This is a genomic window from Cognatundibacterium curvum (assembly GCF_014284235.1).
GTDB classification, from domain to species: Bacteria; Pseudomonadota; Gammaproteobacteria; order Burkholderiales; family Burkholderiaceae_D; genus Undibacterium; species Undibacterium curvum.
Genome location: NZ_JACOGD010000002.1, coordinates 528212 through 554260, shown reverse-complemented (window position 1 = coordinate 554260; position 26049 = coordinate 528212). Strand labels below are relative to the sequence as shown.

Here is a 26049-nt window from a genome sequence, read left to right as displayed (position 1 = left end):
TACATTCAGGCCGTTTTGCATCGCCAGGCATAGAAACAGCTCATACAGCAACTACGCGGTTACGTCCACTGGCTTTGGCCTGATAACAAGCTTTATCGATGCGTTCAAACGTCAGGTCTGGACTGTCATCGTTTTTCCAATCAACGACACCGGTTCCCATACTGGCAGTGAAGACGATTTGTACAGCACCGAGCTGGCAAGGTGTTTTTTGCAAATCCGCACGCAAATTCTCAGCAACTTGTATCAATTGCACCTTACCACAAGTTGGCATAATAATCACAAACTCCTCACCGCCTATACGTGCTGCTATATCACTATCCCTGCGCACATGGCGCTTCAATATCTCTGCAAAATGCTGCAGACAAGTATCACCGGCGAGATGACCAAACTCATCATTAATATGTTTGAAGTGATCCAGATCAACCACGATCAAACCCAGTACTTCTTGCTTGCGTGCAGCCATATACCATATGCTCTGCCAGGCCTGCTCATATTTACGACGGTTAGGCAAACCGGTCAGTGCATCCGTCATAGACAAACTGGATATCTCTGCACGGCTGCGTATCAGCATGACTTCTACATCAATCTGTTTCTGGTATTCGCGTATCGTTGTTCTGACATTGAGCAACAAATAGCCAAAGAAAATACACAGTGTGATGCCGGTCGCCTGTAAATTTTTGGTGCCAAAAATATACAAGAGTATGGAAGGTAAAATCAATTCCATCACGCAAATACGCGCATGCAGGGGGTGCATGGCAAATGCATGGCTGGCTGCTGTGCTAAACGTTATCGTGGTAATCACAGAAACGATCACGGCCTGATTCGGCTCTCTCTCCAGCCAGCCTATCGTGACTGCAATCACGCTCCACAAAACGGAGCCGATATGAATGTAAGTCCAGTGCACCTGTTTCCAGCGTTCAAAGACTTGTTGCGCGGCATGTGCTTCCGGTGGTTTGTGTGCGATGCGTAAATATCCGAGCACGCCAAATGCTATTGTTGGCGCAAGCATCACCCACCAGGATTGTTGAATATAACCCGCCAGCCAGAAACTGATCGCGCATGCCAGCAGATAAAAAACCGGGCCGGGTTTGGAGCGGATGTACAAATCTGTGGTCGAGCGGCGCCAGACATAACTCTGTACGTCCGGCTCTATATCAATTCTGGCCTGATCTTCTGGTGTAACCCCCAGATCACGGATGGTTTGCATGCCCTGCTTTCCTATCGTAGTAAATAATTTTTTGCTCAGGACAAGGAACATCTAACACGCACATTGAGGTCATCATAGCCATTAGCAGCCTGACTGGACAAGGCCTGAACCAGATTATTGTGTTCACAGTGTAGTATGTGTGTTGCAAGTCAGCATCAATAGTTTAGGGTATGCTGCGCTCCGTAAACCCACTTTGTCCCCTGTATGAGCATCTATTCCAACGCGAACCCAGTATGAAAATTCAAGTTCTTTTCCCCACAGCAACCGAAGCCAGCCTGTTCCACAGAGATGAAGTCAAAACCTGCATTTCCGGCGTAGGACTGACAGCAACTGCTTATGCCACACTCAAAGCCATTCATCAGGACAGGCCAGACATGCTGATACTGGCGGGTATCGCAGGCGTGTTTCCCGGCCGGGATTTTGCGCTGGGCGAAGTCACCCTGATTCACAGCGAAGTGGAAGCTGACCTCGGTTTTTTTACACCACATGGTTTTGTACATATGGCACAGCTGCCCATCGATATGGAGTTTGAGCGCCGCCATGTCTTACACTGCCCTCACCTTCCGCCAGATTTCCCTATGCGTCAGGCACGTAGCATTTCTGTGAATGCAGCAATGGCAGACTTCATTGATATCGCCGACGCCGATTTGGAAAATATGGAAGGTGCTGCCTTTTTTCATGTCTGCCAAAAGGAACAACAGGCATTTCTGGAATTGCGCGCAATCTCAAATATTGTTAAAGTCGGCGACGATCAATGGGATATGCAAACATCGGTAGCCGCAATGACGCGTGGATTGCACAGTTTAATTGATCATATTCAACAAAAAAGTTAATTTGCTTTAAGCGGACTTACCTGTTTGTACAACAAGGCTGGACAGAGATTGCTTAAGCCGCCTGATACATCGTCTGTCTGTGATGTTTATTTCGCCAGCAGATAATATGGGGTGTATTCCAAGGCAATAGCATGGCAAAATCACAGCCAATCTGGCTTGATATCTTTACTGGCATCAACACCACACAGCCAGTGCTGTCATGTGCGCATCCCGGATAACAGGCAGCTGTATGTGTTGGCTATAATGTGTATTACCATAGTAGTCCCTGACATAAGTGAGTCTGACCATGCGCACATTGGCATTTCTGGAAGCATTTCAGCGTCTGATACTGGTAGCAGTTCCCGCCTGGATCATCTGGTGCAGCATTTTCGCGATAACGGCCCCCTTCCGTCCTGATCATTTTCTGTTCATGTTTTTTCTGCTGACGCTTGTTCTGGTGTATGGCGGCTGTATCTGGATGATGGAAGCACTTATTTCAGAAAAAATCTGGATATTCTGGCGCTATTTACTGTCCGCTTTTTATGGCATGGTGCCCTTTGTTATTATCTTACTCATCGGACATTTTCTGGGTTTATCCACGCGATCCTTGCTAAGCTGATTGCGCTGGTACTGCTTAAATACAAAATTCACAACGGCTGTCCGGAGTGGATATAAATAAAAATAAGATATGCATAAATTTGGCCCCGACCCAAATCAGGCGCATCCGCTGCCTGGTTTCCCACAAGTCTGTTTTATCCGCAATACCACCAGCAATCCCAACATCGAAGTTGGCGAGTACAGTTATTACGATGACCCGGAACATGCGCGCGACTTTGAACGTAATGTGCTTTACCATTTTCCTTTCATCGGCGATAAGCTGATTATCGGCAAATTTTGTGCCATTGCCCGTGGCGTCAAGTTCATCATGAATGGCGCCAATCACCCTATGGGAGGCGTGTCCACCTATCCATTTGCGATCTTTGGCAATGGCTGGGAATCAGCACCCTTGCAGCTTGCCGGGCTGCCGTATAAGGGCGACACGGTCATCGGCAATGATGTCTGGATAGGCTATGACAGTCTGATTATGCCCGGCGTCCGTATTGGCAATGGAGCGATAATTTCCAGCCGCTCGGTGGTGGTGCAGGATGTACCCGCATACAGCATAGTTGGTGGCAATCCTGCAAAAATAATCCGCCAGCGCTTTCCACAAGAACAAATCGATATCCTGGAACAGCTCGCCTGGTGGAACTGGCCGATAGAAACGATCACACGACACTTGTCTGTCATCAGTGCAGGTAGCCCCCAGCAATTACAAGAACTTGTCAGCACACCCGGACTGTTCAACTCCGTGACTGACTAACCAGGCTTTCCATCCAACACTACCGGCATACCCGGAAGTGACCCCGATCCGGAAATTTATGAATCTGCTCTACATCCCCTACCTGCTGCTGTTTTGCGCTATCGCGCTGTGCTGGCTGCCACAGCAAGCGTCTTGGCGCTGGCAACCCGCCCACATCGTGGCCACATGCAGCCTGGCTGCCGCAGTCAGTAGTGGTTTGCTGAGCTGGCCAGGCTTGTTGATTTGCCTGCTATGCTGGTTTTTCATCCATGTATGTGCGAAACCACAGCTGTCAGCCACCTGGCGCATAGCCAGCGGCCTGGGCAGCACACTGCTGGTGCTGGGAATGGCGAGTCATTTACTGCCTGGCTTCCACAATCTAAAGTTGATTTCAGCCGTACGCTATGCGCCAGACAGCATGCCTTTTACCTTGTATGCGAATTTTGATAAAGGCTATGCAGGGTTCTTACTGCTGTCTTACCTGAGCCCACGCGCAGCCGATGTGAAGCAGTTCCTTGCTGATGTCAGGCATAGCCTGCGGCCCGCCATCCTGACCATAACGACCGTACTGACGCTGGCTTGCATGCTGCAGCTGATACGCTGGGACCTCAAGTGGAATACCGATATTGCAGTTTTTCTGGCCGTGAACTTAGTCTTTACCTGCGTTGCTGAGGAGGCCTTTTTCCGTGGTTTTCTTCAGCAAAAACTGTCACAGCTACTACCTGCACAGTATCCGCCAGCGATCAGTATCGTGATCGTAGCAATCTTATTCGGGCTGGTCCATCTTGGTGGTGGTTTGGTCTATATGATACTTGCCACGACAGCTGGTCTGGGCTATGGATGGATATATCAGCGTAACGGCCGCATCGAAATGGCGATACTGACCCACGCTACGCTGAACCTCATCCATTTCGTTTGCTTCAGCTATCCGAAACTGGCAACATGAAATACCAGACTTTCCCCCCTCTGCCACAATTACAGCATCTGTTGATGCATGTATTGGTGAGCGAACTCGATGACTGCGATGGTTATATTCCTGCTTCGCCCTGCCCGTCGATTATGCTGACGCTGCGCGGCGCGACTCAGGTACGGATGCCGGATCACACTTATCAGCCATCGCCACGTTTTCTGATACTCGGCCCCTTCATGAATCCTATCCATACCCGGTATGCGCCAGGTACAGTCACGATGTCGGTTTGCTTCCGGCCAGGTATGCTGCCGCAGGCATGCAACTTATCCCCGGTAACGCTGGCGGGTAACAGTGTGGAAATGGAACTGGCGTTTGATGCCCAAACAGTACAGCGTTTTCTTGAGTGCATTGATCAACAAGAAGAAATCGCTGTGCAAGCAGCCTTGTTTCAGAAGTTCCTGTCCGAGATACTCGATTATAAAAATGGGAAAGGTTTGGGTGAACGGTTTTTGCGTTCGCATCAGAAGATGTTTTTACCTCTGCTGGAACTGGCCAGTTTTTTTGACATCGGCCAGCGGCAGCTAGAACGCAGGGTACAGGATACGTTTGGTCTGAATCTGCGCGATATGCGCAAGCTGTCGCGTTATGGCTTTTGTTTGCTGCATCTGCTCAGCCATCCGACGCAACGTGGTGATCTGACCCAGATTGCGCAGCAGTTTGGCTATTACGATCAGGCCCATATGCACAAAGAATTTGTTGAGCTGACGGGCTTTTCACCAGCACATTTGTTACGTCAGATCGCCAGTGATGATACTGGCTTCTGGTTATACCGGATTGCGCCTGACGACTTCAGAAATTTGTTTTACGCGGTATAAATAAGCACAGGCACTGTCCAAACGCTGGCTGCGGCTATAAAAAAACCGCGTTCCTTTCAGGATACGCGGTTTCTTTATTTGGCATTGCGACGATCAGTTTTGCAGCAAAGCGTTAATTTCCAGCAAATCGTCTTCTTTCAGAATACCTGCTGCTGACTTCAAACGCAGGCCATTCAAAATCGTGTCATAACGTGCTTTTGCCAGCGTCTGGCGAGTAGTGTACAACTGCTGCTGTGCATTCAGTACATCGATATTGATACGCACACCTACCTGATAACCGAGCTTGTTCGAATCCAGTGCAGACTGACTGGAGATTTCCGCTGCCTCATACGCTTTGACCTGTGCCAGGCCGCTGGTGACGCCAGTGTAAGCCTGACGTGCGCCCTGTGCTGCAGCACGACGTGCGACTTCCAGATCATTGCGGGCTTTCTCTTCGAGAGCAATCGATTCCTTGACTTTACTATCGACCGCAAATCCGGCAAAAATCGGTACTGACCATTGCACACCTATCGTAGTCGGCTTAGTGACACCGCTGCTAACCGGACTGCCTCCCGTAGAAGAACGACCGGTACTCGCAACCAGGTCCAGTGTCGGATAATGGCCAGCGCGGCTCAATGCAATACTGCGTTTTGCAATCTCAACGCTGACTTCACTCGCCACCACACTATAATTTTGTTTCTCAGCAGTGCTGACCCATTCATTAATGCCATTTGGTTGTGGCGCACTGAGCTTTACACCTGACTTTAAGGTCGCCAGATCGCCAGCTTCTTTGCCGATGATCTGCTGCAATGCTGAGCGTTTTACCTGCAAATCGCTTTGCGCCGCAAACTCCTGAGCCGTGATCAGATCATAGCGAGCCTGTGCCTCATGGGTATCTGTAATGGTCGATGTACCCACTTCAAAATTACGCTTAGCTGATGCAAGTTGCTCGCCAGTCGCAATTTTCTGAGCCTGTAAAGTCGCCAGCGTATCCTGAGCTGCCAGTACGTCAAAGTAAGCCTGACCTACACGTACGATCAGATCCTGACGCGACTGCGCAAACTGCGCTTCACTGGCGACGACGGATAATTTACTTTGCTCATACTGCTCCCAATTACCCCAACGGAATAAAGGTTGAGTCAGACCCAGCGTCCAGGAATTAGTGGTTGTGGTAAAGCTGCGGTCCGGAACCGGGAGATCAGACTGTGAAGTGATACGGGAGCGGGTATCCGAACCGGACAATCCTATCGTAGGCAATAAACCAGCGCGGCCCTGCACCACTTTTTCCTGCCCGGCAGTCAGTGCAGAACGTGCACTGGCAAACTGCGCGTCATTTGCAAGCGCATCTTTGTAGACCTGCAATAAGTCAGTCGCACTAGCATTCAGACTAAAAAAAGCACTGGCAAGCAAGGCTGCCAAGATAGGATTACGCATCAAACGCTCCGAGTGAAAAATAGTTTATTAAGCAGGACTCACGTATTAATAGCTCAGTACAACAGAAGCAGGCAAACTTCACCTCAGCTGACCAGGCCAATATCGTCAGTTCTAATAAGTTGGCATAGCAGGATCAACCTGCGCAGCCCATGCATGCACACCACCAGTCAGATTAATGACCTGGCTGTATCCCTGACGCTCCAGAAAATTGGCCACCTGCATACTGCGTCCGCCGTGATGACAGATGCAGACGATCACAGCATCCGGATCGAGCTCGTTCGCGCGAACCGGCACAGTCTGCATGGGCATGAGCTGAGCACCGCTGATATGACAGGTCTCGTATTCCCAAGGTTCCCTCACATCCAGCAATACCGGTGTTTCTTTACTCTTATCTGCGAGCCACTGCGCAAGTTCTGTAGCGGTAATGTGTTGCATGCTTTCCCTGCTTTCAATCAGAACTTAAATTGCGAGGCAGGTACAGAACCTGACAGCGGGGCGATTGCTGTATCAAACGCGGTGCGGCTAGTGAAGCTGGCATCCGATACACGGGTCACGACATTCGCATGCATGACTGGCAAAGCACCGGCAATCGCCAGCAGACGACCACCAACATTCAATTGCTTTTGTAACTGTTCCGGCATCACGTCCAGACCACCTGCCACCACGATCACATCGTAAGTACCGGTATGCGCTGTAGTCAGACCATTGGCATGCAATACGCTGACATTGCGTACGCCATTGTCAGCCAGATTTTTTTCAGCCAGCGCTTTGAGTTCTGCTGATGCTTCCATCACAGTGACATGACGTGTCATATGGGCAAGCAAGGCAGCCAGGTAACCGGATGCGGCTCCCAGCAAGAGCACAGATTCATTTTTCTTCAGCGCCAGTTCCTGCACGATACGCGCTTCTACGCGTGGACACATGGCTGTTGTCCCGCCTGGCAAAGGCAATTCTGTGTCAAAAAAAGCCAGCGATTTCTGCTCGTCCGGGAAGTAGTTTTCACGTTTCACAACGATCAACATATCTAAAATGTCCTTGTCCAACACATTCCAAGGACGGATTTGTTGTTCAATCATGTTGAAACGGGCTTTTTCGATATTCATTTCTTCACTCGATGCATTTATTAAGGGAAACCGCATTTTATCAAAGCACATGCACAGATTGAGGATTACCTTGTCATTTTCAGCTGGGTGACAGCTGGAATTCGGACAAAAGATCTGCAATCATGGATATCAGCGGATAATTCCCCCACACAATTCTTAAAATTCTTCAAACTTAGTCAGACGGCCAAGGTGCTCAGGTACTTTGATGGATCAACAGGCCATGCAAGGCCATCTCTATGTAATGTTCCAGGTAAAGTCCCATTTTTTCTGGCTCAACCTGGCAAACACCCGCAGAATGTTTCCACATCATCATCATTATGATAGGCGAAATTAATAGTCTGGCATCAATTTCCAAGTCAACCTGACGTATTTCTTTGCGCTCCATACCGCGTCTCAGCATATTTGCAACCAGCAATTCGCCACGGGTAATCACTTCATCCTGATAAAATTTTGCCAATTCAGGAAAGTTTCCCGCTTCGGCCATCATTAACTTGGGCAAACCTGATAATTTGGTATCACCGACGCTGGCCCACCAGGTTCTGATCACGATCCGGAACAATTCCTCACTGCTACCGGTAAACTGGTTAATCAGCTCTTCAGCCTCACCAATCAGCGGCACGATGCTGGTACGCACCACCGCTTTGAATAAATCTTCCTTACTCGAGTAATACAAATACAGCGTCCCCTTAGAAACGCCCGCCGCCTTCGCCACATCGTCCAGACGTGTCGCGGCAAAGCCGCGCTCAACGAACAAATCCAGCGCAGCGGCTAATAACTCTTGGGGTCGCGCCTCTTTGCGCCTTTCCCACTTGGGCTTACAAGGACATAACATATCACTACTACTCGCGGTATCTGTCGGTCATCTCCACACTTGCGCCGTAGCGCCAGAAGAAAATGCCAATTTTGAATAACTTACTCTTGAGTCAGTAATGTAATCCGCCCCCGTATGAGCGTCAAGCCGGAATGCAGACGCATCATGCCAAAGCGCTCACAGGAAACACAGCGAAATGCGATGAAATGCAAAATCCTGTGCTTTAATTGCAGAAAACCCCGTTTTTATGCAATTCTCATCGTTAGCCAGCCGCCCCTTTTCATGCAAAATCCCGTTTTTTCTTGCCGTCCCGGCTGTGCCGCCTGCTGTATCGCACCTTCGATCTCTAGCCCTATACCTGGTATGCCGCACGGCAAAGCAGCCGGTGTCGCATGTGTGCAATTATCGGAACAGGGCTTGTGTATGATTTTTGGCCGGCCTGAGCGCCCGGCCTGTTGTTCAGGCTTGCAGGCGTCGGCGGAGATGTGTGGGGAGAATAAGGAACAGGCGATACAGTGGCTGAATGCACTGGAGCTGGCGACCTGTCCCTGAGTCAAATTCAGAGTTTGATGCGCATGGAGTCCCCATTCATAAACAGCAGGGAGACACCATCTTCCATAGGCAATACCCGCGCCACATGTTGCTCCAGACTGGTGGCATAGATTTTCTTGCCATCGGCGCGGAACATCGCAAACCAGCGCTTGCTATGCGCCAGCATACGGCTGGCAGAACTGGCCGCCAGCAGCAAATACTCTGCACCACGAATATGGATGCTCGCGCTACGCATCACCCCGCGTGAAAACGAGGCAGGTAAATGCGCAGAAATAATGCGCTGGCCTTCGCGCTCGACTTCCATCACCATCCCTTTGGCGGCACGGAAAGGCTGCAGCTGAAACTGGTAGACACCCATGCGTGTCGTTTCGGATGAGGAAATTTCGGCTTGTTGCTGAAATTCGCCAAAGCAGGCACTTACGGCTGGAGCGGCCTCGGTGTGCAGGGAAGTGCTTTCATTCTTAGTCATCATGCCTCCGGTATCAGATCAGTAGCGGCGACCAATGTACACATCAAACATCGCTCGCTCATGGTAGCAGCGCTCGTCGCGGTGACTGTACGGTGCTACACGAACAGAACACTGCCACTACACTGGGATCCGGAAGTATCGGCAATAACAACATACCGCTCAATCAAATACTGATTGGCATTAAATTTCAGTACCAATCAGTGAAATCCATGCATAAAAGAAAATCCAACCCCGACGATCAGCTTGCTCAAGTCAGGATGTTGTAAACAGCAATGAACTGCTGCACACCGCTCTCACCTGGATACTAAGCGACGAGGATTTTTTTCTCCGTCTGTACTGCGCCCCCCGCTTGAATTCAAGCTGGTTTTACTATGAAAACTCAACAGCCGCTCAGCCTGACATGGTAAGCTTCGCTCCGGTTTTTTACTTCCTCACCACAAACACGACAGATTTAGCATATGGATTTATTACTCGCCATCAAAGTCATCATCATGGGTATCGTCGAAGGTCTGACTGAATTCCTGCCCATTTCTTCCACCGGACATCTGATCCTGACCGGCAGTCTGCTCAACTTCACAGGCGAAACACAAAAAGTATTTGAGATCGTCATTCAGGCGGGTGCCATTTTTGCGGTTTGCTGGGAATACCGCGCAAAAATCGCGAGCGTGCTGTGCGGCCTGGGATCGGATGCAAAAGCGCGTTTTTTCGCATTGAAATTGTTCATCGCGTTTTTACCTGCGGCTGTACTTGGCGTGCTGTTTTCCAAACACATCAAGGCGGTATTGTTCGCACCGGTACCGGTTGCACTCGCTTTCATTATTGGTGGCTTCATCATTCTGTGGGTGGAACGTAAACCTGCGGATCAGCAAGTCGCACGCATCGATTCCGTGGACGATATGACCATCACTGATGCCATCAAAATCGGACTGGCACAGGCGTTTGCGCTGATACCAGGCACCAGCCGTTCGGGTGCGACTATCATTGGCGGCATGCTGTTTGGTTTGTCACGTAAAGCCGCGACTGAATTTTCCTTTTTCCTGGCCATTCCAACGCTGCTCGGCGCCACGGTCTACTCGCTGTACAAAGCTCGCAATGACTTATCCATGGCAGATGTACCTATGTTCACCCTGGGTACAGTTGCAGCCTTCATCTCTGCTTTCTTTTGTGTGCGCTGGTTACTGCGCTATATCAGCTCGCATGACTTCAAGGTCTTTGCCTGGTACCGCATTGCCTTCGGCATCATGATCCTGATCACCGCCTACACGGGTGCCATTCAGTGGGTTGATTAAGTAGTGTCCTCATTCAGTTCCAACAGCCATTACGGCCTGCAAGACCAACACAGCCAGGATAGCGGGGAAAGCACGGATCAGGCGCTGCATTTACTGCAGACCGTATTCGGTTACCCCGCTTTCCGCTCGCAACAAGGGCAGATCGTCGATCATGTGATACAGGGTGGTGACGCCCTGGTGCTGATGCCCACCGGCGGTGGTAAATCCCTTTGTTATCAGATACCCGCCTTGATACGGCGCGGCGTAGGCATCGTCGTTTCACCGCTGATCGCACTGATGCAGGATCAGGTCGATGCTTTGGCGGAAGTCGGTGTGCGTGCCGCCTTCCTGAATTCTACCCAGAGCTTTGATCAGATCCTGGAAGTGGAAAAGAAAATGCGCGAAGGTGAACTCGATCTGGTGTACATCGCGCCAGAACGCTTACTCACCCAACGCTGTCTGGAGTTACTGGAGATACTCGACATCGCCCTGTTTGCGATCGATGAGGCGCACTGCGTATCGCAATGGGGACATGATTTCCGGCCCGAGTATATACGACTGTCCACCCTGCATGAACGCTTTCCACATGTACCGCGCATCGCGCTGACAGCGACCGCCGATCAGCAAACCCGCGATGAAATCATACACCGCTTGCAGCTGGAAAATGCGCTGCAGTTTGTCTCCTCGTTTGACCGTCCGAATATACGCTATCAAATCGTAGAGAAAGCGAATGGACGTAAGCAATTACTCGATTTTATCGAAGCCCAGCACAATGGCGATGCGGGCATCGTGTACTGTCTGTCGCGCAAAAAAGTCGAAGAAACCGCCGCTTTTTTAAATGAACATGGCATCAGCGCCCTGCCCTACCATGCTGGTATGGAGCTGACCGAGCGCAGCAAAAATCAGGCGAAATTCCTGCGTGAAGACGGCATCGTGATGTGCGCGACAATTGCGTTTGGCATGGGTATCGATAAGCCAGATGTGCGCTTCGTCGCCCATCTGGATCTGCCGAAAAGTATAGAAGGCTATTATCAGGAAACCGGACGTGCCGGTCGTGATGGCGCGACGGCAAATGCCTGGATGGCTTATGGTCTGCAGGATGTGGTGCAGCAGCGTCGCATGATCGATGAGTCCGATGCCAATGAAGCCTATAAACGGGTGCAAAGCGTCAAGCTGGAAGCGATGCTGGCACTATGTGAGACCATCAATTGCCGCCGCGTGCATATCCTGGATTACTTTGGTCAGGCTTCAAGCCCATGCGGCAATTGCGATACCTGCTTAAGTCCGCCGGTTTCCTTTGATGGCACTGTCGCAGCACAAAAAATCCTGTCCACCATTTACCGCGTCGATCAGCGCTTTGCAGCCGGCCATGTGGTGGATATTTTGCGCGGTATTGATACCGACCGCGTCAAACAATGGCGCCATGATCAGCTCTCCACCTTCGGCATAGGCTCAGACAAAAGCGAGGCTGAATGGCGCGCCTTATTGCGGCAGCTGATCGCGCTGGAACTGATCGCAGTCGATTACGATAACTACAGCGCGCTCAGACTGACCGAAGCTGCGCGCCCTGTGCTGCGCGGTGAAACGAAGATACAGCTCAGGCAGTATAAGAAAGCTGAAAAAGCGCTCAAGCATAAGCGTCAGTCAGCCAAAGATTACGCAGAAAGTGAACTCAGCGGCGAGCAGCGGCAACTGTTCGATAAGCTGCGCTGGTGGCGGGTTGAAACGGCACGCACACATAATGTACCGGCCTATGTGATTTTCCCCGATGCGACACTGCGCGAAATCGCCAGAAATGCACCACAAACTCTGGTCGATTTACGTGCAATTTCTGGCGTCGGCGATAAAAAGCTGGAGAGCTATGGCAATGACATCCTGCAACTGATCGCAGAACTCAGCACAAGCTAAGACTTCAGCGAGCAGGAACTTTACCCAAGCGCTGAGCGGATTTGCTATGCTAGGAGCCTATAAGCTACAGCCTACAGCTCCGCTCACTCTACACGCAGATCAGATGAAGACTAGCCCGGACACCGCCAACACGACTCAGCGCGCCGATAAAAAGGAACAGCGCCGCCTGCAAATGGCAGATATCGCCAGACTGGCAGGGGTTTCCACATCCACCGTATCGCGCGCATTAAGCGGCAGCAAGCTGGTGAATGATGAAACCAAGACCCGCATTGCTGAACTGGCCAAGTCGCTCAATTATTCCATCAATATCGGCGCACAAAATCTGCGTCTGAAGCAAAGCCGCACCATTGCGGTCGTGATTCCATCTGACAGCGCCACCCGCCAACATTTAACCGATCCGTTTTTTCTGGGCATGCTGGGTAGTCTGGCCGACGCATTGACAGAGCGCGGTTTTGACATGCTGGTCTCGCGCGTCGATGCAGAGCAGCTGGACAGCGTATCGCAGATCTATGACACAGGCCGCGCCTCCGGCATTATCCTGATTGGTCAATGGCGCCACCATGATCAGCTCAATGAACTCGCATTGCGTCAAGTGCCTTTGGTGGTGTGGGGTGCGCAACTTCCAAAACAACTGTACGTGACGGTAGGCAGCGATAACATCAACGGTGGCAAACTCGCTACCCGCCATTTACTGGATCAGGGACGCCGCGCGATTGCTTTTTTTGGCGACATCCAGCTACCGGAAGTCAGTCAGCGTTATCAGGGCTACTGTGCAGCGCTGAGCGAAGCCGGGCTGCCTGTGCGTGAGGAACTCGTAGTGGCGGCATCATTTGTAGAAGATGGTGGCAAACAGGCGGTAGCCGAACTGTGCGCACGTCAGGTGAAATTCGATGCCCTGTTCGCCTGCAGCGATTTGCTGGCCATGACAGCGATTAATTCACTGCGCGAGCGCGACTTCAGCGTTCCCGCCGATGTCGCAGTCGTCGGCTATGACGATATTGAGCTGGCTCGCTATTTTCATCCACCACTGACGACCATCCGGCAACCCATGCCGGTCGCCGGACTGGCATTGGTCGATGCCTTATTACAGCAAATCGATACGCATGCCAGTCAGGCATTTTTGCTGGATACCGAACTCATCATCCGTCGCAGCAGCCAGTGAGCCAGCACTAAGGCGACGCAAAACCTGTTTCATTTTCTGATCCGGCAGGCTGAGCAGACAACAGTCGCCCATCAATTACAAACGTTTGCAAAATACTGCAAGCACACCCGGAAGACACAATGAAAATCGGCTTATTTCCGCTCAATTTTTATTGTGCATCGCATCAAAAATTACCTACCAAACGCTGAAGCGTTGCATATTGCAGACAAAATCAATTCAACTTTACACCAAGAAAAGCAGTCTAAGAGCGCATCAAAGCTGAGTCTTTAGCGCCTGACTGGCAAGAGTGATGCAATCGTTTTCGTCCGCAGCCTGACTCTATCTCGTTTGAAACAACAGCGAATTTTATTCCCTGCACCAAAATAAAACTTATTGCACCGCATCTTTGCAATCGATTGCAAAGAAAAATAACTTGCACCATAATGCAGCTCACCTACAGTGCAAAAGATCTTCAAGAATGCTTGCCGGATCGCTAAACCAGCACCGCTCTCACCATTGCTGGGCAAGGCGAGGATTGTTGGAGGTCTTTTGCTCCTGAGTTGTCCATGCTGAACACCGGCAAAAGTTCGACTTGGTGCTAACAGGTATGCCAAACCGCCGACACCTTATAAGTCGGCATGCAAAAACAATGGAGACAGAAATGACATCACATAGCCTCAAACTGACACGCATGGCCAGTCTGGTATCCCTGGCCGTATTCCATATGGGCAGTGCACTGGCGCAGGAAGCAGCCGGCACAGTCAGCAGCGACAAAGAGAAAAATTCCCTGAACCTGAATTCGGTGATCGTGACCGGCACACCGACCGGCACCTCGAAAATGAAGGCCAGCGTCTCCATCAGCTCGCTCGATGCGGATCAGATTTCCCAGTCCGCCCCAACCAATGCAGCAGAAATTTTGCGCGCCGTGCCAGGTGTACGTGCCGAATCCTCAGGTGGTGAAGGCAATGCCAACCTGACCGTGCGTGGCGTACCGATCTCTGCCGGTGGCGCGCGCTATGTGCAATTCCAGGAAGACGGTTTGCCGGTATTGCTGTTCGGTGACATCGCCTTTGCCACACCCGATATGTATCTGCGCGCCGATGGCAGCCTGAGCCACCTGGAAGTGGTACGCGGCGGTACCGCATCGACGATGGCGACCAATGCACCTGGCGGCATCATTAACTTCATCAGCAAAAATGGTAAGGAAAAAGGCGGCAGCATAGGTATCACCAAAGGCCTGGATTTTAACCAGACCCGTTTCGATTTCGACTATGGTGCAGCACTGTCACCAAAAACACGGATGTTTATCGCTGGCTTTTATCGTAATGGTGACAGTTCGCGTCCGGCCGGTGTCACCGCTGAAGATGGCGGCCAGTTGCGCGCCAATATCACGCATGAACTGGACAATGGCTACATCCGCCTGAGCGTCAAACATCTGGACGACAAAACGCCGATGAATATGCCAGTACCTGTCCGTACCGTGAACGGTTCTATCTCTGAAATGGCAGGCATTGATCCGCGTACTGTCAGCTTTTACTCGCCTTACTGGACGCGCGATATCGTACTGGATAAAAACAACAACAAAGTCTCCACAAATGTGAATGATGGCTTGCATGCAGTGAGCAATGCCTTCGGCTTAGAGGCTTCTTTAAATGTAGGCAATGGCTGGACGCTGGATGAAAAATTCCGCAAATCGACTAATACCGGCCGTTTCATTTCTATCTTCCCGGCGGACAATGCCAACAATAGCAGCGGTATGACATATGCAACCGGGCCTAATGCAGGTAAGGCTTACAGCGGTCCGGCTTTTACGGCCACTGTCTTCAATACCTCGCTGGATGATCTGGGCAGCACCACCAATGATGTGCGCTTATCACGTGCGTTCGAGCTGGCAGAAGGCAAACTCGCGACTACCGTGGGTTATTTCAGCTCCATACAAAATGTCGCACTGACCTGGAATTTCAATCAATATCTGATGCAGGCCAGCGGCGATAAACCGGCACTGCTGAATTCTGCCGCTACCGTCGCAGGCAGCCCGGGCTTGCTGGCACAAGGTACTGATGTGTGGGGTGGCTGCTGTAACCGCGCCATCGATGCCCAATACAAAACCAATGCCCTGTACACCAATCTGGGCTGGGAAAAAGGCGACTGGAATGTCGATGCCAGCCTGCGCTATGACAAGCAAAATGCCAGCGGCACTTACAATCAGGCCGTTAAACAGACTTACATTCAGGCCAATACCAAGTTCATCAATTACGATGTGAATCACACTTCGTATTCGGTCGGTGTGAACTACCGCCTGAATAAAGATCTGGCCTTGTTTGCGCGTACCAGCGATGGTATCGCGTTCAATGCCGATCGCATTATGTTTGGTAACCCACTGGATGGCAGCACACCGATCAGCACCAATATCGTCAAGCAAAACGAAGCAGGTGTGAAGTGGAAAAGCGGCGATTTCAGCAGCTTTGTAACTCTGTTCCAGGCCAAAACCTCAGAGTCTAATTTCGAAGCGACCACGCAGAAATTTTCATCTAACACCTATGATGCAAAAGGTCTGGAAGTCGAAGCCAGTTATAAAATCGGCGCCTTCCGCATGACCGGTGGACTGACGTATACCAATGCCAACATCACCGCAGCAGCCGATAAAAGTATCATAGGAAAAACGCCAAGACGCCAGGCTAAGTATGTGTATCAGATCGCTCCCACCTACACCATGGGTGATGCCGTCTTTGGCGCCAGCCTGATCGGCACCACCAAGTCCTATGGCGACGATGGCAATACCCTGACGCTGGGTGGCTTCAATGTATTGAACGCCTTTGCCAACTATCAGCTGACAGAACGCCTGCAGGCGTCGGTAAGCATCAATAATTTACTCAACACCATAGGCTACACCGAAGTCGAAGGCGATGGACATGCTGCGCGCTCCATCAACGGACGCAGCATACGCGCCACCTTGAAATATTCGTTCTGAGTCTGAAACTCAGTACGACCGATTGTCCCCGCAGCACTTGAGCTCCCCCTGTAACCCCTACTTACCGGGGGAGCCCATTTTAACCAGACCATTATGCCTGTCCATTCTTCATCCAATTCCACCGCCCTGCTCAGTGCCTGCAAGGAGGCTTTTCTGATGCAGCTTGCGCCTGCGCTCAGAACCACTGCAGAACTGCGCTTTACGCAGCACGCACCAACGCTGATCACGCGCTTAAGCCAGCTATACGCAACGCGCTTTGCCGACGAGGTGCAATTGAAAAACTGGTGCCTGCACCTGATGCAAGTCATGGCCGATGCGCTGCAGGCGCGCCCGGCCGGACTACAGGCACTGGATCAGCAACGCAGTCAACAGCCCGACTGGTTCACCCGTGAAGACAGACTGGGCTATTGCGCTTATACCGACCGCTTTGCCGGCACGCTGCAAGGCGTCATACAACGTATCCCACATCTGCAGCAGCTGGGCGTGACTTACCTGCACTTACTACCCTTCCTCAAAGCGCGGGCCGGTGAGAATGATGGCGGCTTTGCCGTATCCGATTTCAATCAGGTCGAAGCCACGCTGGGCAGTATGCAGGATCTGGAACAACTGACTCAGGCATTACGCGAATCCGGTATCAGTCTGTGTTCTGACTTTATCCTGAATCATGTCGCCGACGATCACCCTTGGGCGATTGCAGCGCGTGCGGGCGATGCGAAGTATCGCGATTATTTTTACCATTATCCTGACCGGACAGTGCCGGATCAGTTTGAAGCCACGCTGGGTCAGGTTTTTCCTCAGGTAGCGCCAGGTAACTTCAGCTACATCGATGCGCTGCAGTCCTGGGTATGGACCACCTTTTATCCGTATCAATGGGATCTGAACTACAGCAATCCTGCCGTGTTTCTGGACATGACAGCGGCTTTGCTGCAACTGGCCAATCGTGGCATAGAAGTATTCCGGCTCGACTCCACCGCATTCTTATGGAAACGGCCGGGCACAACTTGCATGAATCAGCCGGAGGCGCATTGGCTACTGCAATGCCTGCGCTGCATCACTGAAATCACGATGCCCGGCGTCTTGTTGAAGGCAGAGGCAATCGTCGCAACCCGTGATCTGCCCGCCTATCTGGGTGATGTGCAGGGTGGCGTGCAGGAATGTCATCTCGCTTATCACAGCAGCCTGATGGCAGCCGCCTGGGTCGCGGTCGCGGAACAAAATACCAGCCTGATTTCAGCAGTCATCGCTGGCACACCGCAACTGCCACCGAACACCGGCTGGCTCAGCTATGTGCGGTGCCATGACGACATAGGCTGGAATGTATTGCGTCCGGAAGCCAATCTGCAAGCGATGGATGTAGAACAAAGACTGTCGGCAGTCAGCCAGTTTTTTGCGGGACAGGGCGACAGCTTCGCCAGCGGCGCCAGCTTTCAGGCCAGCGATCCTGCTGCGGTGCATGGCACGGTAGGCATGGCCGCTGCGCTATGTGGCTTAAGCCGCGCGACTGATGAAGAACAAAGACGCACAGCTGTGCAGCGTCAATTGCTGTTATATGGTTTGAGTTTTTGCTTCGGTGGTATGCCACTGATTTACATGGGTGATGAATTTGCGCAGGAAAACAATGAGGATTACCGTTCAGTCGCTGCCCATCAGTACGACGCTCGCTGGCTGCACCGGCCACAATGGAATGCGGCGCTGGCTGCACAAAGCCAAACGGCTGGCAGTGCGGCACATCTGTGCAGCTCAGGTCTGCAGCAATTGCTGCAATGGCGCCGCAAGCTACCGCAATTACAAGCGCAGGCAGCCCGAAGTCTGCTGCATACAAACTCCTCATCCTTATTGGCATTCAGTCGCGGTGAAGCCCGTGCGCCCTTTGTTTTCATTGGAAATTTCTCTGATCAGCCACAGACGGTGATACTGAGCACACTTGCGCAACAACTAGCATCCATACAGCCAACTGCCAGCTCAATATCACGATGCTGGCAAACCCCGGATGGCGAAGTTCCGCCGGATATACTGCTGATTCCAGCCTGGTCGCAATGCTGGCTGATCGCATCGAATTTATCTGCAACAGGAGTGAACTGATGTCCGCCTCAAATATCTGCATATTCGGTGAAGTACTGATCGATGATTTCCCGGATGGCCCGGTGATAGGTGGCGCACCCTACAACGTGGCCCGCACGCTGGCTTATTTCGGCTGCGATCCGCTATTCATTTCGCGAATTGGTGACGACCCTTACGGCACCTGGATACGCGAAGATATGCACAAATTCGGCATGTCAGATGCCGGGCTGCAAACTGATCCCCACTTCCCGACTGGAAAAGTCAGTGTGGAGATACAGCATACCCACGATCTGCTCAGCCATCAGTTCCATATCCTGCCAGATCAGGCCTATGATCACATAGCCAGCGCATCTGCCAGCCAGGCCTGTGCGCAGCGTAATGCCTCGTTTGCAGTGCCACCAGACAGGGATATCATTTACTTCGGCACCCTGGCGCAGCGCGCACCGGCTTCGCATCAGGCATTAGACGACATACTGAAGCAATCAAGCGCACTGCGCTATCTGGACCTGAACCTGCGTCAGGATCAGGCCAGTCGCGATACCATACTGCGCTCAATTGCTGCGGCAAATATCCTGAAAATCAATGAAGATGAATTACAGGTCTTACTGCGCCTGTATCCGGGTTTGTCTACGCCTGCAGAACAACAATTCAGCGCACCAGGCATCCCCTCAATCGAGCTGTTACGTGAGTTATTGCAGACCTGCAAGCTGCAGACACTGATCGTGACCCTGGGCGCGCAAGGCTATTTGTATGTAGATGGCGAAGGTCTGGAAAGCCGCGGCAGCATTGCGTCTGCGATAGACGTAGTCGACACCGTCGGTGCCGGGGATGCCTTTTCTGCGATAGTTTTGCTGGGCATGTTACGCGACTGGCCGCGCTTGCTGAGTTTGCAGAGAGCACAGGCATTTGCCTCGGCGATTTGCGGCGTGCGTGGTGCAGTCGGCGATAAGCCGTTTTATCAGGCCTGGGAAAAGGTATGGGAAAAGACCTGAGAAAAGGCCTGGAATAACACGCCATAAGCTGCCGTGAATACTCAGGGCGCACAAAACACACCATACGCGCAACACGCATAACAGAAAGCGCAGCAGACACTTATCCTCAAGAGACAGGAAAGAGTATGAATCATCAGAGTTCACCCGCCAGCAGCACACAGCGCCCTTTGCTGAATATCTGGCAGATCGTCAATATGAATGTCGGTTTCTTCGGCATCCAGTTCAGCTTCGGTTTACAGCAAAGCAGCATGAGTCCGATTTACTCGTATCTGGGCGCGGATGAAGCCAGCCTGCCCTATCTATGGCTGGCTGGGCCGGTCACCGGCTTACTGGTGCAACCGGTGATAGGTGCCATGAGCGACCGCACCATCAGCCGCTGGGGCCGCCGTACGCCGTATTTTCTGATCGGTGCCATATTGTGCAGCCTGGGCTTGCTCGCAATGCCTTATAGCCCGGTGTTGTGGATGGCAGCCAGTCTGCTGTGGATATTGGATGCAGCGAATAATGTGACGATGGAACCTTACCGTGCCTTTGTCAGTGACAAGCTGAATCGCAGCCAGCATACGCTGGGCTTTCTGACGCAGAGCGCATTTACCGGGCTGGGCCAGACGCTGGCTTATCTGACGCCGTCTCTTTTGGTCTGGCTGGGGATGAACAAGGATGCGGTGAACGCCCAGCATATCCCGCACATCGTGATCGCCGCCTTTATGATAGGCGCTTTCTTTTCGCTGGCGTCTATCTTATGGACCTTGAAGACCACACCGGAAATTCCTCTGACTACAGAAGAAATTAAGGCGATTCAGGCGGAGCCGGCCGGCTGGAAAACCACGCTCAAAGACATACTGAATGCGTTCAAAGAAATGCCCCTGACCATGCGCCAGCTGGCTGTGATGAAGCTGTTTCAGTGGTATGGCATGTTCTGCTACTGGCAATACATCGTGTTATCACTGGCTCGTACCTTGTTCGACACCAGTGATCCCAGCTCTGCCGGGTTTCGTGATGCGGGTTTGCTCAATGGTCAGATTGGTGCGTTTTATAATTTCATCGCCTTTATCGCGGCATTCGCATTAATCCCTATGACACGGCGTTTTGGCGCCAAATTCACCCATGCCACTTGCCTGACGCTGGCTGGTCTGGCCATGCTGAGCATACCTGCCATTCACGATCCCATCTGGTTGCTGTTACCGATGTTAGGAATAGGCCTGGCCTGGGCCAGTATCATGGGCAATCCCTATGTCATGCTGGTGGGCTGCATCCCTGCCGCTAAAACCGGTGTGTATATGGGCATCTTTAACATGTTCATTGTGATCCCCATGATTATTCAGATTTTCACACTGCCGCTGTACTACCACAGCCTGTTGGGCGGCAATCCGGAAAACGTGATCCGGCTGGCAGGTGCCTTGTTATTGTTGGCAGCCGCCACAGTAACCCTGGTAAAAATAAAAGCTAACTAGGCAATCCGTGCTGAGCTGGTTTAAGATACGCTGATCTCCACCCGCTATACGGAAGCAGCGTATCCTCAGACAGGTAAGATCATGACCAGCACATCCTCAAGCGACTCCCCGCAACAACAGGCTGCAGCCGAATTAGCCCAGCGTCACACGCAGCAGCAACGCGGTGAGCGGCTGCCACTCTCCTTGCGCCCTGGCAGTATAGACGACGCTTTGCAAATACAGGCGCTGGTTCCATCCCTGTCAGGGGAAACCATAGCAGGTTGGAAATGCGGCATCCCCAGCGATGGACGCGTGGTACTGGCGCCCATCTTTGCCAGCCGCGTATTCAAAAACGACAATAGCATCAGCCTGCTGCCCCTGCATGGAATGGCGCGCATAGAACCGGAACTGGCATTTGTACTGGGTCAGGATTTACCGCCCCGTGAAGCTGCGTATGGCATGCAGGATGTCGATCAGGCAGTCTCTGCCTGTCATATCGCGCTGGAATTGATAGGCAGCCGTTATCTGGAGCCAGAGACAGCGGAATACACCGAACATCTGGCGGACGGTCTGTACAATCAGGGTTGCGTGCTGGGGCCACAACTGGCTGCGGATTACCTGGGCAATGAGCCTGGCCTTATTAACATAGAAATCCAGACGCAAGCACAGACCATACAGCAATTACGCGGCGAACATCCGGCCGGATTCCCGCGTCAGCCGCTGTACTGGCTGGCTGAATTCCTGCGCAGTCAGGGCATGGGATTACGACAAGGCCAGTTTGTGATTACCGGCTCCTACGCCGGCAGCCCGGACGTACCACTATACGTGCCGGTATCAGTCCGCTTTGGCAAGCTGGGTGTGATGCAATTGCAGTTCAAGCCACGCTGACGGGCAAAAAAAAAAGCAGCCACACGGCTGCTTTTTTTCTGACGAGTGAGCAGTTTGATACAGCGCGCCGTGCGGCAAGCACGGCTGGCGCTATGACGCGCAGACTTATTTTTTGCGGAACACCAGATCCCACACGCCATGACCGAGACGCAGGCCACGGTTTTCGAATTTCGTCACAGGACGATACTCTGGGCGTGGCGCATATGCCTCTGCGGTATTTTCCAAAGCAGGTTCAGCACTCAGCACTTCAAGCATCTGCACGGCATATTCTTCCCAGTCCGTTGCGCAATGCAGATAGCCGCCCGGCGCCAGTCGTGATGCCAGCAATTGCACCAGCGGACCCTGAATCAGGCGACGCTTGTTATGGCGCGCCTTATGCCAGGGATCAGGGAAGAACACATGGACGCCATGCAGCGATTCCGGCGCAATCATGTAATTCAGCACTTCAACCGCGTCATGCTGGATGATGCGCTGATTTTTCAAGCCCATTTCATCGGTCAGCTTGAGCAGGCTGCCTACGCCAGGCGTATGCACTTCGACGCCGATGAAATTTTTCTCAGGCATGCTGGCAGAAATTTTGGCGCTGGTCTCCCCCATGCCGAAACCGATTTCAAACACAGTCGGTGCCTGACGGCCGAAAGTCGCATCGATATCAAGCAGGGATTTTTGATAAGGGATGCAAAAGACAGGTCCAAGCGTTTCGATTGCGCGGGCCTGCGCGTCAGAGACACGGCCAGTGCGGGTGACAAAGCTACGGATACGACGTTCAGTCGGGTCATAAAACAGCGTTTTGCTGTTGTCAGCAGGTGTAGAGTCGGACATACGGAGTTTCAGTAAAAAGAGGTCATACTGTGAAGCGGAAGATATCGCAGTGACAATACTGAGATCAGACAACCGGCTACAGAACAGGACAGAAAGGCGGCATTTTACCAGACCACGCCAGTTTCAAACCAACACAAAGCCAGCCGCACATTGCCTTCCCGCTCAAGATCAGCAAAGAACCAGGGCCGCCGCGTCGGTTTTGCATCAGCCCCCCTTGCTTACTCGAGCATAACCGAACCGTCAGCACCCCACTTCACTTTGGTGATGCCTGGCTCACTCTCTTCCAGCCTGCGCAACGCCTCTTCCTGCGGTGAGAGCTGACCGCGCTGCACGCGTAATTCATCGGCCAGCCGCCGGTCTTCGAGTATCTGATCGCGCTTTTGCAAAGCAGCCTGATAAGTATCAGCCAGTTCTTCCTGCGTCCAGGGTTTGGCAATGTAACGGAAAGCCTCCGCCTCATTAATCGCGCCAAGTATGGTTTTGAACTCAGCAGACGCACTCAGCATCATACGCACCGCATCCGGCTGTATCGCTTTGGCCAGCGTCAGGAAACCTATGCCATTCATGGATGGCATATGATAGTCAGAGATAATGAAATCGTAAGCAGTATCCTGCAAATGCGCTAATGCTTCCTCAGGCACATTGTAGGTATCTATCCTGAGCTGGTCGTTACGCGCAATGCTTCTGAAACTGCGTTTTAAGGCTGAGAGTACATTCTGCTCATCATCCAGTAAAAGAATTCTTCGCATCATTTCCTCCTGTTGGTATAGATACGAACAGCCATACGGCCATGTACAGGTTCACTGAAAAGCCTGAGCTTTTCTATCACCCCTTCATCCAGCACAAAGTCAGCGGGTAACAAGAGCATACCGTCTTTGGATACCACGTCCGCCGACAACACCATGCCAGGCAATAACTGCAGCACCATGACTTCTTTATCATGCGGCTCCTCGCTGACATTACCCATAACCTGCTGAAAAGCTTCAACCACCTTGGGATCATAGCGGTTACCGGCACCACGCACGATAAGTGGCAAGGCATCATCCGGATGTACGCGCTTAGGGACCAGGCAGCCTATTTGCAAACTATCATAATCGCCAGCCAGCGCCAGTATTCTGGAGCCCAGCGGAATCTGGTCTCCCGCGATCGCATCGGGAAAACCACGGCCGTCGTAACGCTCATGCTGGAAGCGGATAATGCGCGCCGCTCCCTGCAAATCCTGCAGCGGCATCAGCAATTGCTCGGCCCGCAGAGTATGTTTGTGAAACTGGCCTAACTGGTCGCCATTCATCTGATTCAATGGTGTCTCCAGCAATTCATCAGAAAATCCGATTTTGCCTATATCTGCCAACAAGGCAGCGACAAAAATCTCTTGCGTATCTTTGCTTTCCAGCCCCATGCGCCGTGCGATCTTGCGCGCCAGATCAGCCACCCGGCGCGAGTGCCCCATCAGCTTACCGCCGCGCATTTCGATCACGCTGGAAAATACCTTGATCGAGGTCAGAAAACTATCCTTGAGTTTATCATTCGCACTCAACAGCGATTCGTGCGCTTTTCTGAGATCGGCTGTGCGCTCCTCGACTTTGATCTCCAGGCTGGCATTGAGCGTTTTTAATTCTTCATTCTGCCTTAAGGTCAGCTCTTCCAGCCTGAGTTTTTCCTGCTCCAGGGCTTTGCGTTCCAGCGCCTGCCGCACGATCAGGACAATGTCGTTATCGTCCCAGGGTTTGGTGATGTAGCGATAAATTTCGCCACGGTTAATCGCATCGATGATCGATTGTATGTCAGCGTAACCAGTCAGCAGCAGGCGTATGGTATCTGGCCAGCGTGCCCTGACATGTTCGAGAAAAACTGCTCCATCCATCACCGGCATTCGCATATCTGAAATGACCAGATCAACCGTTTCTGTTTCCAGCGTAGCCAGTCCTTCCTGACCGCCATTAGCGATCAGGACCTGATATCCTTTGCCACGGAACAAACGGCGCAACGATGACAAAATATTCGGCTCGTCATCGACGCATAAGATGCGGTAGACGCGTTCAGTCTGCGGCTCAGCATGCAATTCTGTATTCATCATGCCTGCTTTCCCAAATGGGCTAAGTGGTTGGTGGCTATGCGTTAAATCAATAGCGTTCAGCCTGCTCTGCCGACTAAGTCAGCAGGATCAGTGACTGAGTAAAATCTGGCTGATTTCGGCATATTGCTGCTTCTCCATCGCAAAAATCCTTAGACATAATTCTTCATTCAATTCCAGACGCTGCCATGCATAACTGGATTCACGCAGCAAATGGATGCGTTCCTCGTCGCTTACACGTACTTTGGCAAAAATATTCGCTACGGTCATCAGCATAGCCAATTCACTGGTTTCTGCCGTAACCGGATCATGGTGCGCACTGACCGCCTGTTGCATCTCGAGCGGAAAGCGCCATCTGCGCGCAAGCATTGCCCCTATCGATGCATGGCTCATAGAAAGCACGGCATTTTCAGCCTCATAACGTGCGCAATCCTGCTCTTTCTGATAGCGCTTCACCGCAGCATATTCGGCGGGGAATTTTGTCACCAGCGCTAACTTACCCAGATCATGGATCAGCCCGGTGGTAAAGGCTTGCTCCTGATTGGCACAGATGTGCGCAGCCAGCAATTTGGCAAAAATCGCGACCGAAATAGAATGCTCGAGAAAATAGTCCACGTCATTCCGCTCCAACACAAAGCGGCGTAACAGATTGGCGATGGCAGTACTGGTCACCAGTGTGCGCAGACTGCGAAAACCGAGTATAGAAACCGCATCTGACAAGGAATTTACGCGGTAGGACAAGCCATAAAAAGAAGAATTTGCGAGACGTAAAGTTTTAGAGGTTAAGGCCTGATCCTGAGCAATCCGCATGATGATGGAGCGTTGATCCACATTATCGTGCTCGATGGCCTCTATCAGTTCAGACAATACCTGTGGTAAGGAGGGCAGTTCCTCCAGTGCACGTACAAGCTGTTCTGCAGATATGGCACTCATATAGAACCTCTGATATTCCTGCTATTTTTTCCCACTATTATTCCGGCTATTATTCCCGCTATTGCAG

General features: G+C 51.8%; 24 protein-coding genes. 14 read left to right on the top strand and 10 right to left on the bottom strand.

The features are described 5' to 3' along the window. Positions 1-40: 40 nt before the first annotated feature. Positions 41-1207, bottom strand: a complete 1167-nt coding sequence (locus H8K43_RS05655; protein WP_186902922.1) for a GGDEF domain-containing protein — start codon at positions 1205-1207, stop codon at positions 41-43. Positions 1208-1440: 233 nt separating this feature from the next. On the opposite strand from H8K43_RS05655, the gene H8K43_RS05650 reads away from it, so the two are divergent. From H8K43_RS05650 to H8K43_RS05630, 5 genes are all read left to right on the top strand, one after another. Further along, a complete protein-coding gene (locus H8K43_RS05650; RefSeq protein ID WP_186902921.1) occupies positions 1441-2040 on the top strand; it encodes a phosphorylase family protein in 600 nt (199 codons plus the stop codon). A 286-nt stretch (positions 2041-2326) separates the two neighbouring features. Next, a complete protein-coding gene (locus H8K43_RS05645) occupies positions 2327-2638 on the top strand; it encodes a hypothetical protein (protein WP_186902920.1) in 312 nt (103 codons plus the stop codon). Positions 2639-2707: 69 nt separating this feature from the next. Next, positions 2708-3379: a Vat family streptogramin A O-acetyltransferase gene (locus H8K43_RS05640; RefSeq protein ID WP_186902919.1), complete on the top strand. Its 672-nt coding sequence runs from the start codon at positions 2708-2710 to the stop codon at positions 3377-3379. 58 nt (positions 3380-3437) lie between these two features. After that, entirely contained in the window at positions 3438-4304 is an 867-nt protein-coding gene (locus H8K43_RS05635; RefSeq protein ID WP_186902918.1) for a CPBP family intramembrane glutamic endopeptidase, read from the top strand. Then, a complete protein-coding gene (locus tag H8K43_RS05630) occupies positions 4301-5143 on the top strand; it encodes an AraC family transcriptional regulator (protein ID WP_186902917.1) in 843 nt (280 codons plus the stop codon). Before H8K43_RS05635 ends, H8K43_RS05630 begins: the two co-directional genes overlap by 4 nt. Positions 5144-5236: 93 nt before the next feature. On the opposite strand, the gene H8K43_RS05625 is transcribed toward H8K43_RS05630, so the two are convergent. The 4 genes from H8K43_RS05625 to H8K43_RS05610 form a co-directional block, all read right to left on the bottom strand. Then, entirely contained in the window at positions 5237-6556 is a 1320-nt protein-coding gene (locus H8K43_RS05625; RefSeq protein ID WP_186902916.1) for a TolC family outer membrane protein, read from the bottom strand. 111 nt (positions 6557-6667) lie between these two features. Next, complete coding sequence (locus H8K43_RS05620; protein ID WP_186902915.1) at positions 6668-6991, bottom strand: rhodanese-like domain-containing protein; 324 nt, start codon at positions 6989-6991, stop codon at positions 6668-6670. Between the two features lie 17 nt (positions 6992-7008). Continuing rightward, positions 7009-7659: a protein-L-isoaspartate O-methyltransferase family protein gene (locus H8K43_RS05615; RefSeq protein ID WP_186902914.1), complete on the bottom strand. Its 651-nt coding sequence runs from the start codon at positions 7657-7659 to the stop codon at positions 7009-7011. Between the two features lie 193 nt (positions 7660-7852). Further along, the gene (locus tag H8K43_RS05610) at positions 7853-8491 is read right to left on the bottom strand and encodes a TetR/AcrR family transcriptional regulator (RefSeq protein ID WP_186902913.1); all 639 of its coding nucleotides are present in this window, start codon (positions 8489-8491) and stop codon (positions 7853-7855) included. Between the two features lie 261 nt (positions 8492-8752). Between H8K43_RS05610 and H8K43_RS05605 the strand changes: the two genes are divergently transcribed. Next, positions 8753-9022, top strand: a complete 270-nt coding sequence (locus tag H8K43_RS05605; protein WP_186902912.1) for a YkgJ family cysteine cluster protein — start codon at positions 8753-8755, stop codon at positions 9020-9022. A 7-nt stretch (positions 9023-9029) separates the two neighbouring features. Here H8K43_RS05605 and H8K43_RS05600 read toward each other — a convergent pair whose 3' ends face one another. Continuing rightward, complete coding sequence (locus tag H8K43_RS05600; protein ID WP_186902911.1) at positions 9030-9494, bottom strand: hypothetical protein; 465 nt, start codon at positions 9492-9494, stop codon at positions 9030-9032. 455 nt (positions 9495-9949) lie between these two features. Between H8K43_RS05600 and H8K43_RS05595 the strand changes: the two genes are divergently transcribed. From H8K43_RS05595 to H8K43_RS05560, 8 genes are all read left to right on the top strand, one after another. Further along, positions 9950-10780, top strand: a complete 831-nt coding sequence (locus H8K43_RS05595; protein WP_186902910.1) for an undecaprenyl-diphosphate phosphatase — start codon at positions 9950-9952, stop codon at positions 10778-10780. Positions 10781-10816: 36 nt separating this feature from the next. Further along, positions 10817-12667: a DNA helicase RecQ gene (gene recQ / locus H8K43_RS05590; RefSeq protein ID WP_186903035.1), complete on the top strand. Its 1851-nt coding sequence runs from the start codon at positions 10817-10819 to the stop codon at positions 12665-12667. Positions 12668-12770: 103 nt separating this feature from the next. Next, positions 12771-13829 carry a LacI family DNA-binding transcriptional regulator gene (locus H8K43_RS05585; RefSeq protein WP_186902909.1) on the top strand — a complete coding sequence of 353 codons (1059 nt, stop codon included), beginning with the start codon at positions 12771-12773 and terminating at the stop codon, positions 13827-13829. Between the two features lie 640 nt (positions 13830-14469). Further along, positions 14470-16779 (top strand): TonB-dependent receptor domain-containing protein, encoded by a 2310-nt coding sequence (locus tag H8K43_RS05580; RefSeq protein ID WP_186902908.1) that lies wholly within the window; start codon positions 14470-14472, stop codon positions 16777-16779. 93 nt (positions 16780-16872) lie between these two features. Continuing rightward, the gene (locus H8K43_RS05575) at positions 16873-18861 is read left to right on the top strand and encodes an alpha-amylase family glycosyl hydrolase (protein ID WP_186902907.1); all 1989 of its coding nucleotides are present in this window, start codon (positions 16873-16875) and stop codon (positions 18859-18861) included. After that, complete coding sequence (locus H8K43_RS05570) at positions 18861-19832, top strand: PfkB family carbohydrate kinase (protein ID WP_186902906.1); 972 nt, start codon at positions 18861-18863, stop codon at positions 19830-19832. The genes H8K43_RS05575 and H8K43_RS05570 overlap by 1 nt, the downstream gene beginning before the upstream one ends. Positions 19833-19957: 125 nt before the next feature. After that, a complete protein-coding gene (locus tag H8K43_RS05565) occupies positions 19958-21286 on the top strand; it encodes an MFS transporter (protein ID WP_186902905.1) in 1329 nt (442 codons plus the stop codon). Positions 21287-21367: 81 nt separating this feature from the next. Beyond that, on the top strand, positions 21368-22153 hold the full coding sequence (locus H8K43_RS05560) for a fumarylacetoacetate hydrolase family protein (RefSeq protein ID WP_186902904.1): 786 nt from the start codon (positions 21368-21370) through the stop codon (positions 22151-22153). Between the two features lie 105 nt (positions 22154-22258). Here H8K43_RS05560 and trmB read toward each other — a convergent pair whose 3' ends face one another. From trmB to H8K43_RS05540, 4 genes are all read right to left on the bottom strand, one after another. Next, positions 22259-22975: a tRNA (guanosine(46)-N7)-methyltransferase TrmB gene (gene trmB, locus H8K43_RS05555; RefSeq protein WP_186902903.1), complete on the bottom strand. Its 717-nt coding sequence runs from the start codon at positions 22973-22975 to the stop codon at positions 22259-22261. A gap of 218 nt (positions 22976-23193) precedes the next feature. Continuing rightward, entirely contained in the window at positions 23194-23724 is a 531-nt protein-coding gene (locus tag H8K43_RS05550; protein WP_186902902.1) for a response regulator, read from the bottom strand. Further along, positions 23724-25052 (bottom strand): response regulator c-di-GMP phosphodiesterase, NosR family, encoded by a 1329-nt coding sequence (gene nosR / locus H8K43_RS05545; RefSeq protein WP_230403678.1) that lies wholly within the window; start codon positions 25050-25052, stop codon positions 23724-23726. The genes H8K43_RS05550 and nosR overlap by 1 nt, the downstream gene beginning before the upstream one ends. Positions 25053-25139: 87 nt before the next feature. Further along, complete coding sequence (locus H8K43_RS05540) at positions 25140-25982, bottom strand: HDOD domain-containing protein (RefSeq protein WP_186902901.1); 843 nt, start codon at positions 25980-25982, stop codon at positions 25140-25142. Positions 25983-26049 lie beyond the last annotated feature (67 nt).

Excerpts from the sequence above, each read along its gene's own strand:
- H8K43_RS05570 (WP_186902906.1), top strand. The coding sequence starts at position 18,861 with ATGTCCGCCTCAAATATCTGCATATTCGGTGAAGTACTGATCGATGAT.
- H8K43_RS05630 (WP_186902917.1), top strand. The coding sequence starts at position 4,301 with ATGAAATACCAGACTTTCCCCCCTCTGCCACAATTACAGCATCTGTTG.
- H8K43_RS05575 (WP_186902907.1), top strand. The coding sequence starts at position 16,873 with ATGCCTGTCCATTCTTCATCCAATTCCACCGCCCTGCTCAGTGCCTGC.
- H8K43_RS05610 (WP_186902913.1), bottom strand. The coding sequence starts at position 8,491 with ATGTTATGTCCTTGTAAGCCCAAGTGGGAAAGGCGCAAAGAGGCGCGA.
- H8K43_RS05600 (WP_186902911.1), bottom strand. The coding sequence starts at position 9,494 with ATGATGACTAAGAATGAAAGCACTTCCCTGCACACCGAGGCCGCTCCA.
- H8K43_RS05650 (WP_186902921.1), top strand. The coding sequence starts at position 1,441 with ATGAAAATTCAAGTTCTTTTCCCCACAGCAACCGAAGCCAGCCTGTTC.
- H8K43_RS05550 (WP_186902902.1), bottom strand. The coding sequence starts at position 23,724 with ATGCGAAGAATTCTTTTACTGGATGATGAGCAGAATGTACTCTCAGCC.
- H8K43_RS05635 (WP_186902918.1), top strand. The coding sequence starts at position 3,438 with ATGAATCTGCTCTACATCCCCTACCTGCTGCTGTTTTGCGCTATCGCG.
- nosR (WP_230403678.1), bottom strand. The coding sequence starts at position 25,052 with ATGATGAATACAGAATTGCATGCTGAGCCGCAGACTGAACGCGTCTAC.
- H8K43_RS05625 (WP_186902916.1), bottom strand. The coding sequence starts at position 6,556 with ATGCGTAATCCTATCTTGGCAGCCTTGCTTGCCAGTGCTTTTTTTAGT.
- H8K43_RS05620 (WP_186902915.1), bottom strand. The coding sequence starts at position 6,991 with ATGCAACACATTACCGCTACAGAACTTGCGCAGTGGCTCGCAGATAAG.
- H8K43_RS05655 (WP_186902922.1), bottom strand. The coding sequence starts at position 1,207 with ATGCAAACCATCCGTGATCTGGGGGTTACACCAGAAGATCAGGCCAGA.
- H8K43_RS05560 (WP_186902904.1), top strand. The coding sequence starts at position 21,368 with ATGACCAGCACATCCTCAAGCGACTCCCCGCAACAACAGGCTGCAGCC.
- H8K43_RS05615 (WP_186902914.1), bottom strand. The coding sequence starts at position 7,659 with ATGAATATCGAAAAAGCCCGTTTCAACATGATTGAACAACAAATCCGT.
- H8K43_RS05565 (WP_186902905.1), top strand. The coding sequence starts at position 19,958 with ATGAATCATCAGAGTTCACCCGCCAGCAGCACACAGCGCCCTTTGCTG.
- H8K43_RS05640 (WP_186902919.1), top strand. The coding sequence starts at position 2,708 with ATGCATAAATTTGGCCCCGACCCAAATCAGGCGCATCCGCTGCCTGGT.
- H8K43_RS05645 (WP_186902920.1), top strand. The coding sequence starts at position 2,327 with ATGCGCACATTGGCATTTCTGGAAGCATTTCAGCGTCTGATACTGGTA.
- H8K43_RS05595 (WP_186902910.1), top strand. The coding sequence starts at position 9,950 with ATGGATTTATTACTCGCCATCAAAGTCATCATCATGGGTATCGTCGAA.
- H8K43_RS05580 (WP_186902908.1), top strand. The coding sequence starts at position 14,470 with ATGACATCACATAGCCTCAAACTGACACGCATGGCCAGTCTGGTATCC.
- H8K43_RS05540 (WP_186902901.1), bottom strand. The coding sequence starts at position 25,982 with ATGAGTGCCATATCTGCAGAACAGCTTGTACGTGCACTGGAGGAACTG.
- H8K43_RS05605 (WP_186902912.1), top strand. The coding sequence starts at position 8,753 with ATGCAAAATCCCGTTTTTTCTTGCCGTCCCGGCTGTGCCGCCTGCTGT.
- trmB (WP_186902903.1), bottom strand. The coding sequence starts at position 22,975 with ATGTCCGACTCTACACCTGCTGACAACAGCAAAACGCTGTTTTATGAC.
- H8K43_RS05585 (WP_186902909.1), top strand. The coding sequence starts at position 12,771 with ATGAAGACTAGCCCGGACACCGCCAACACGACTCAGCGCGCCGATAAA.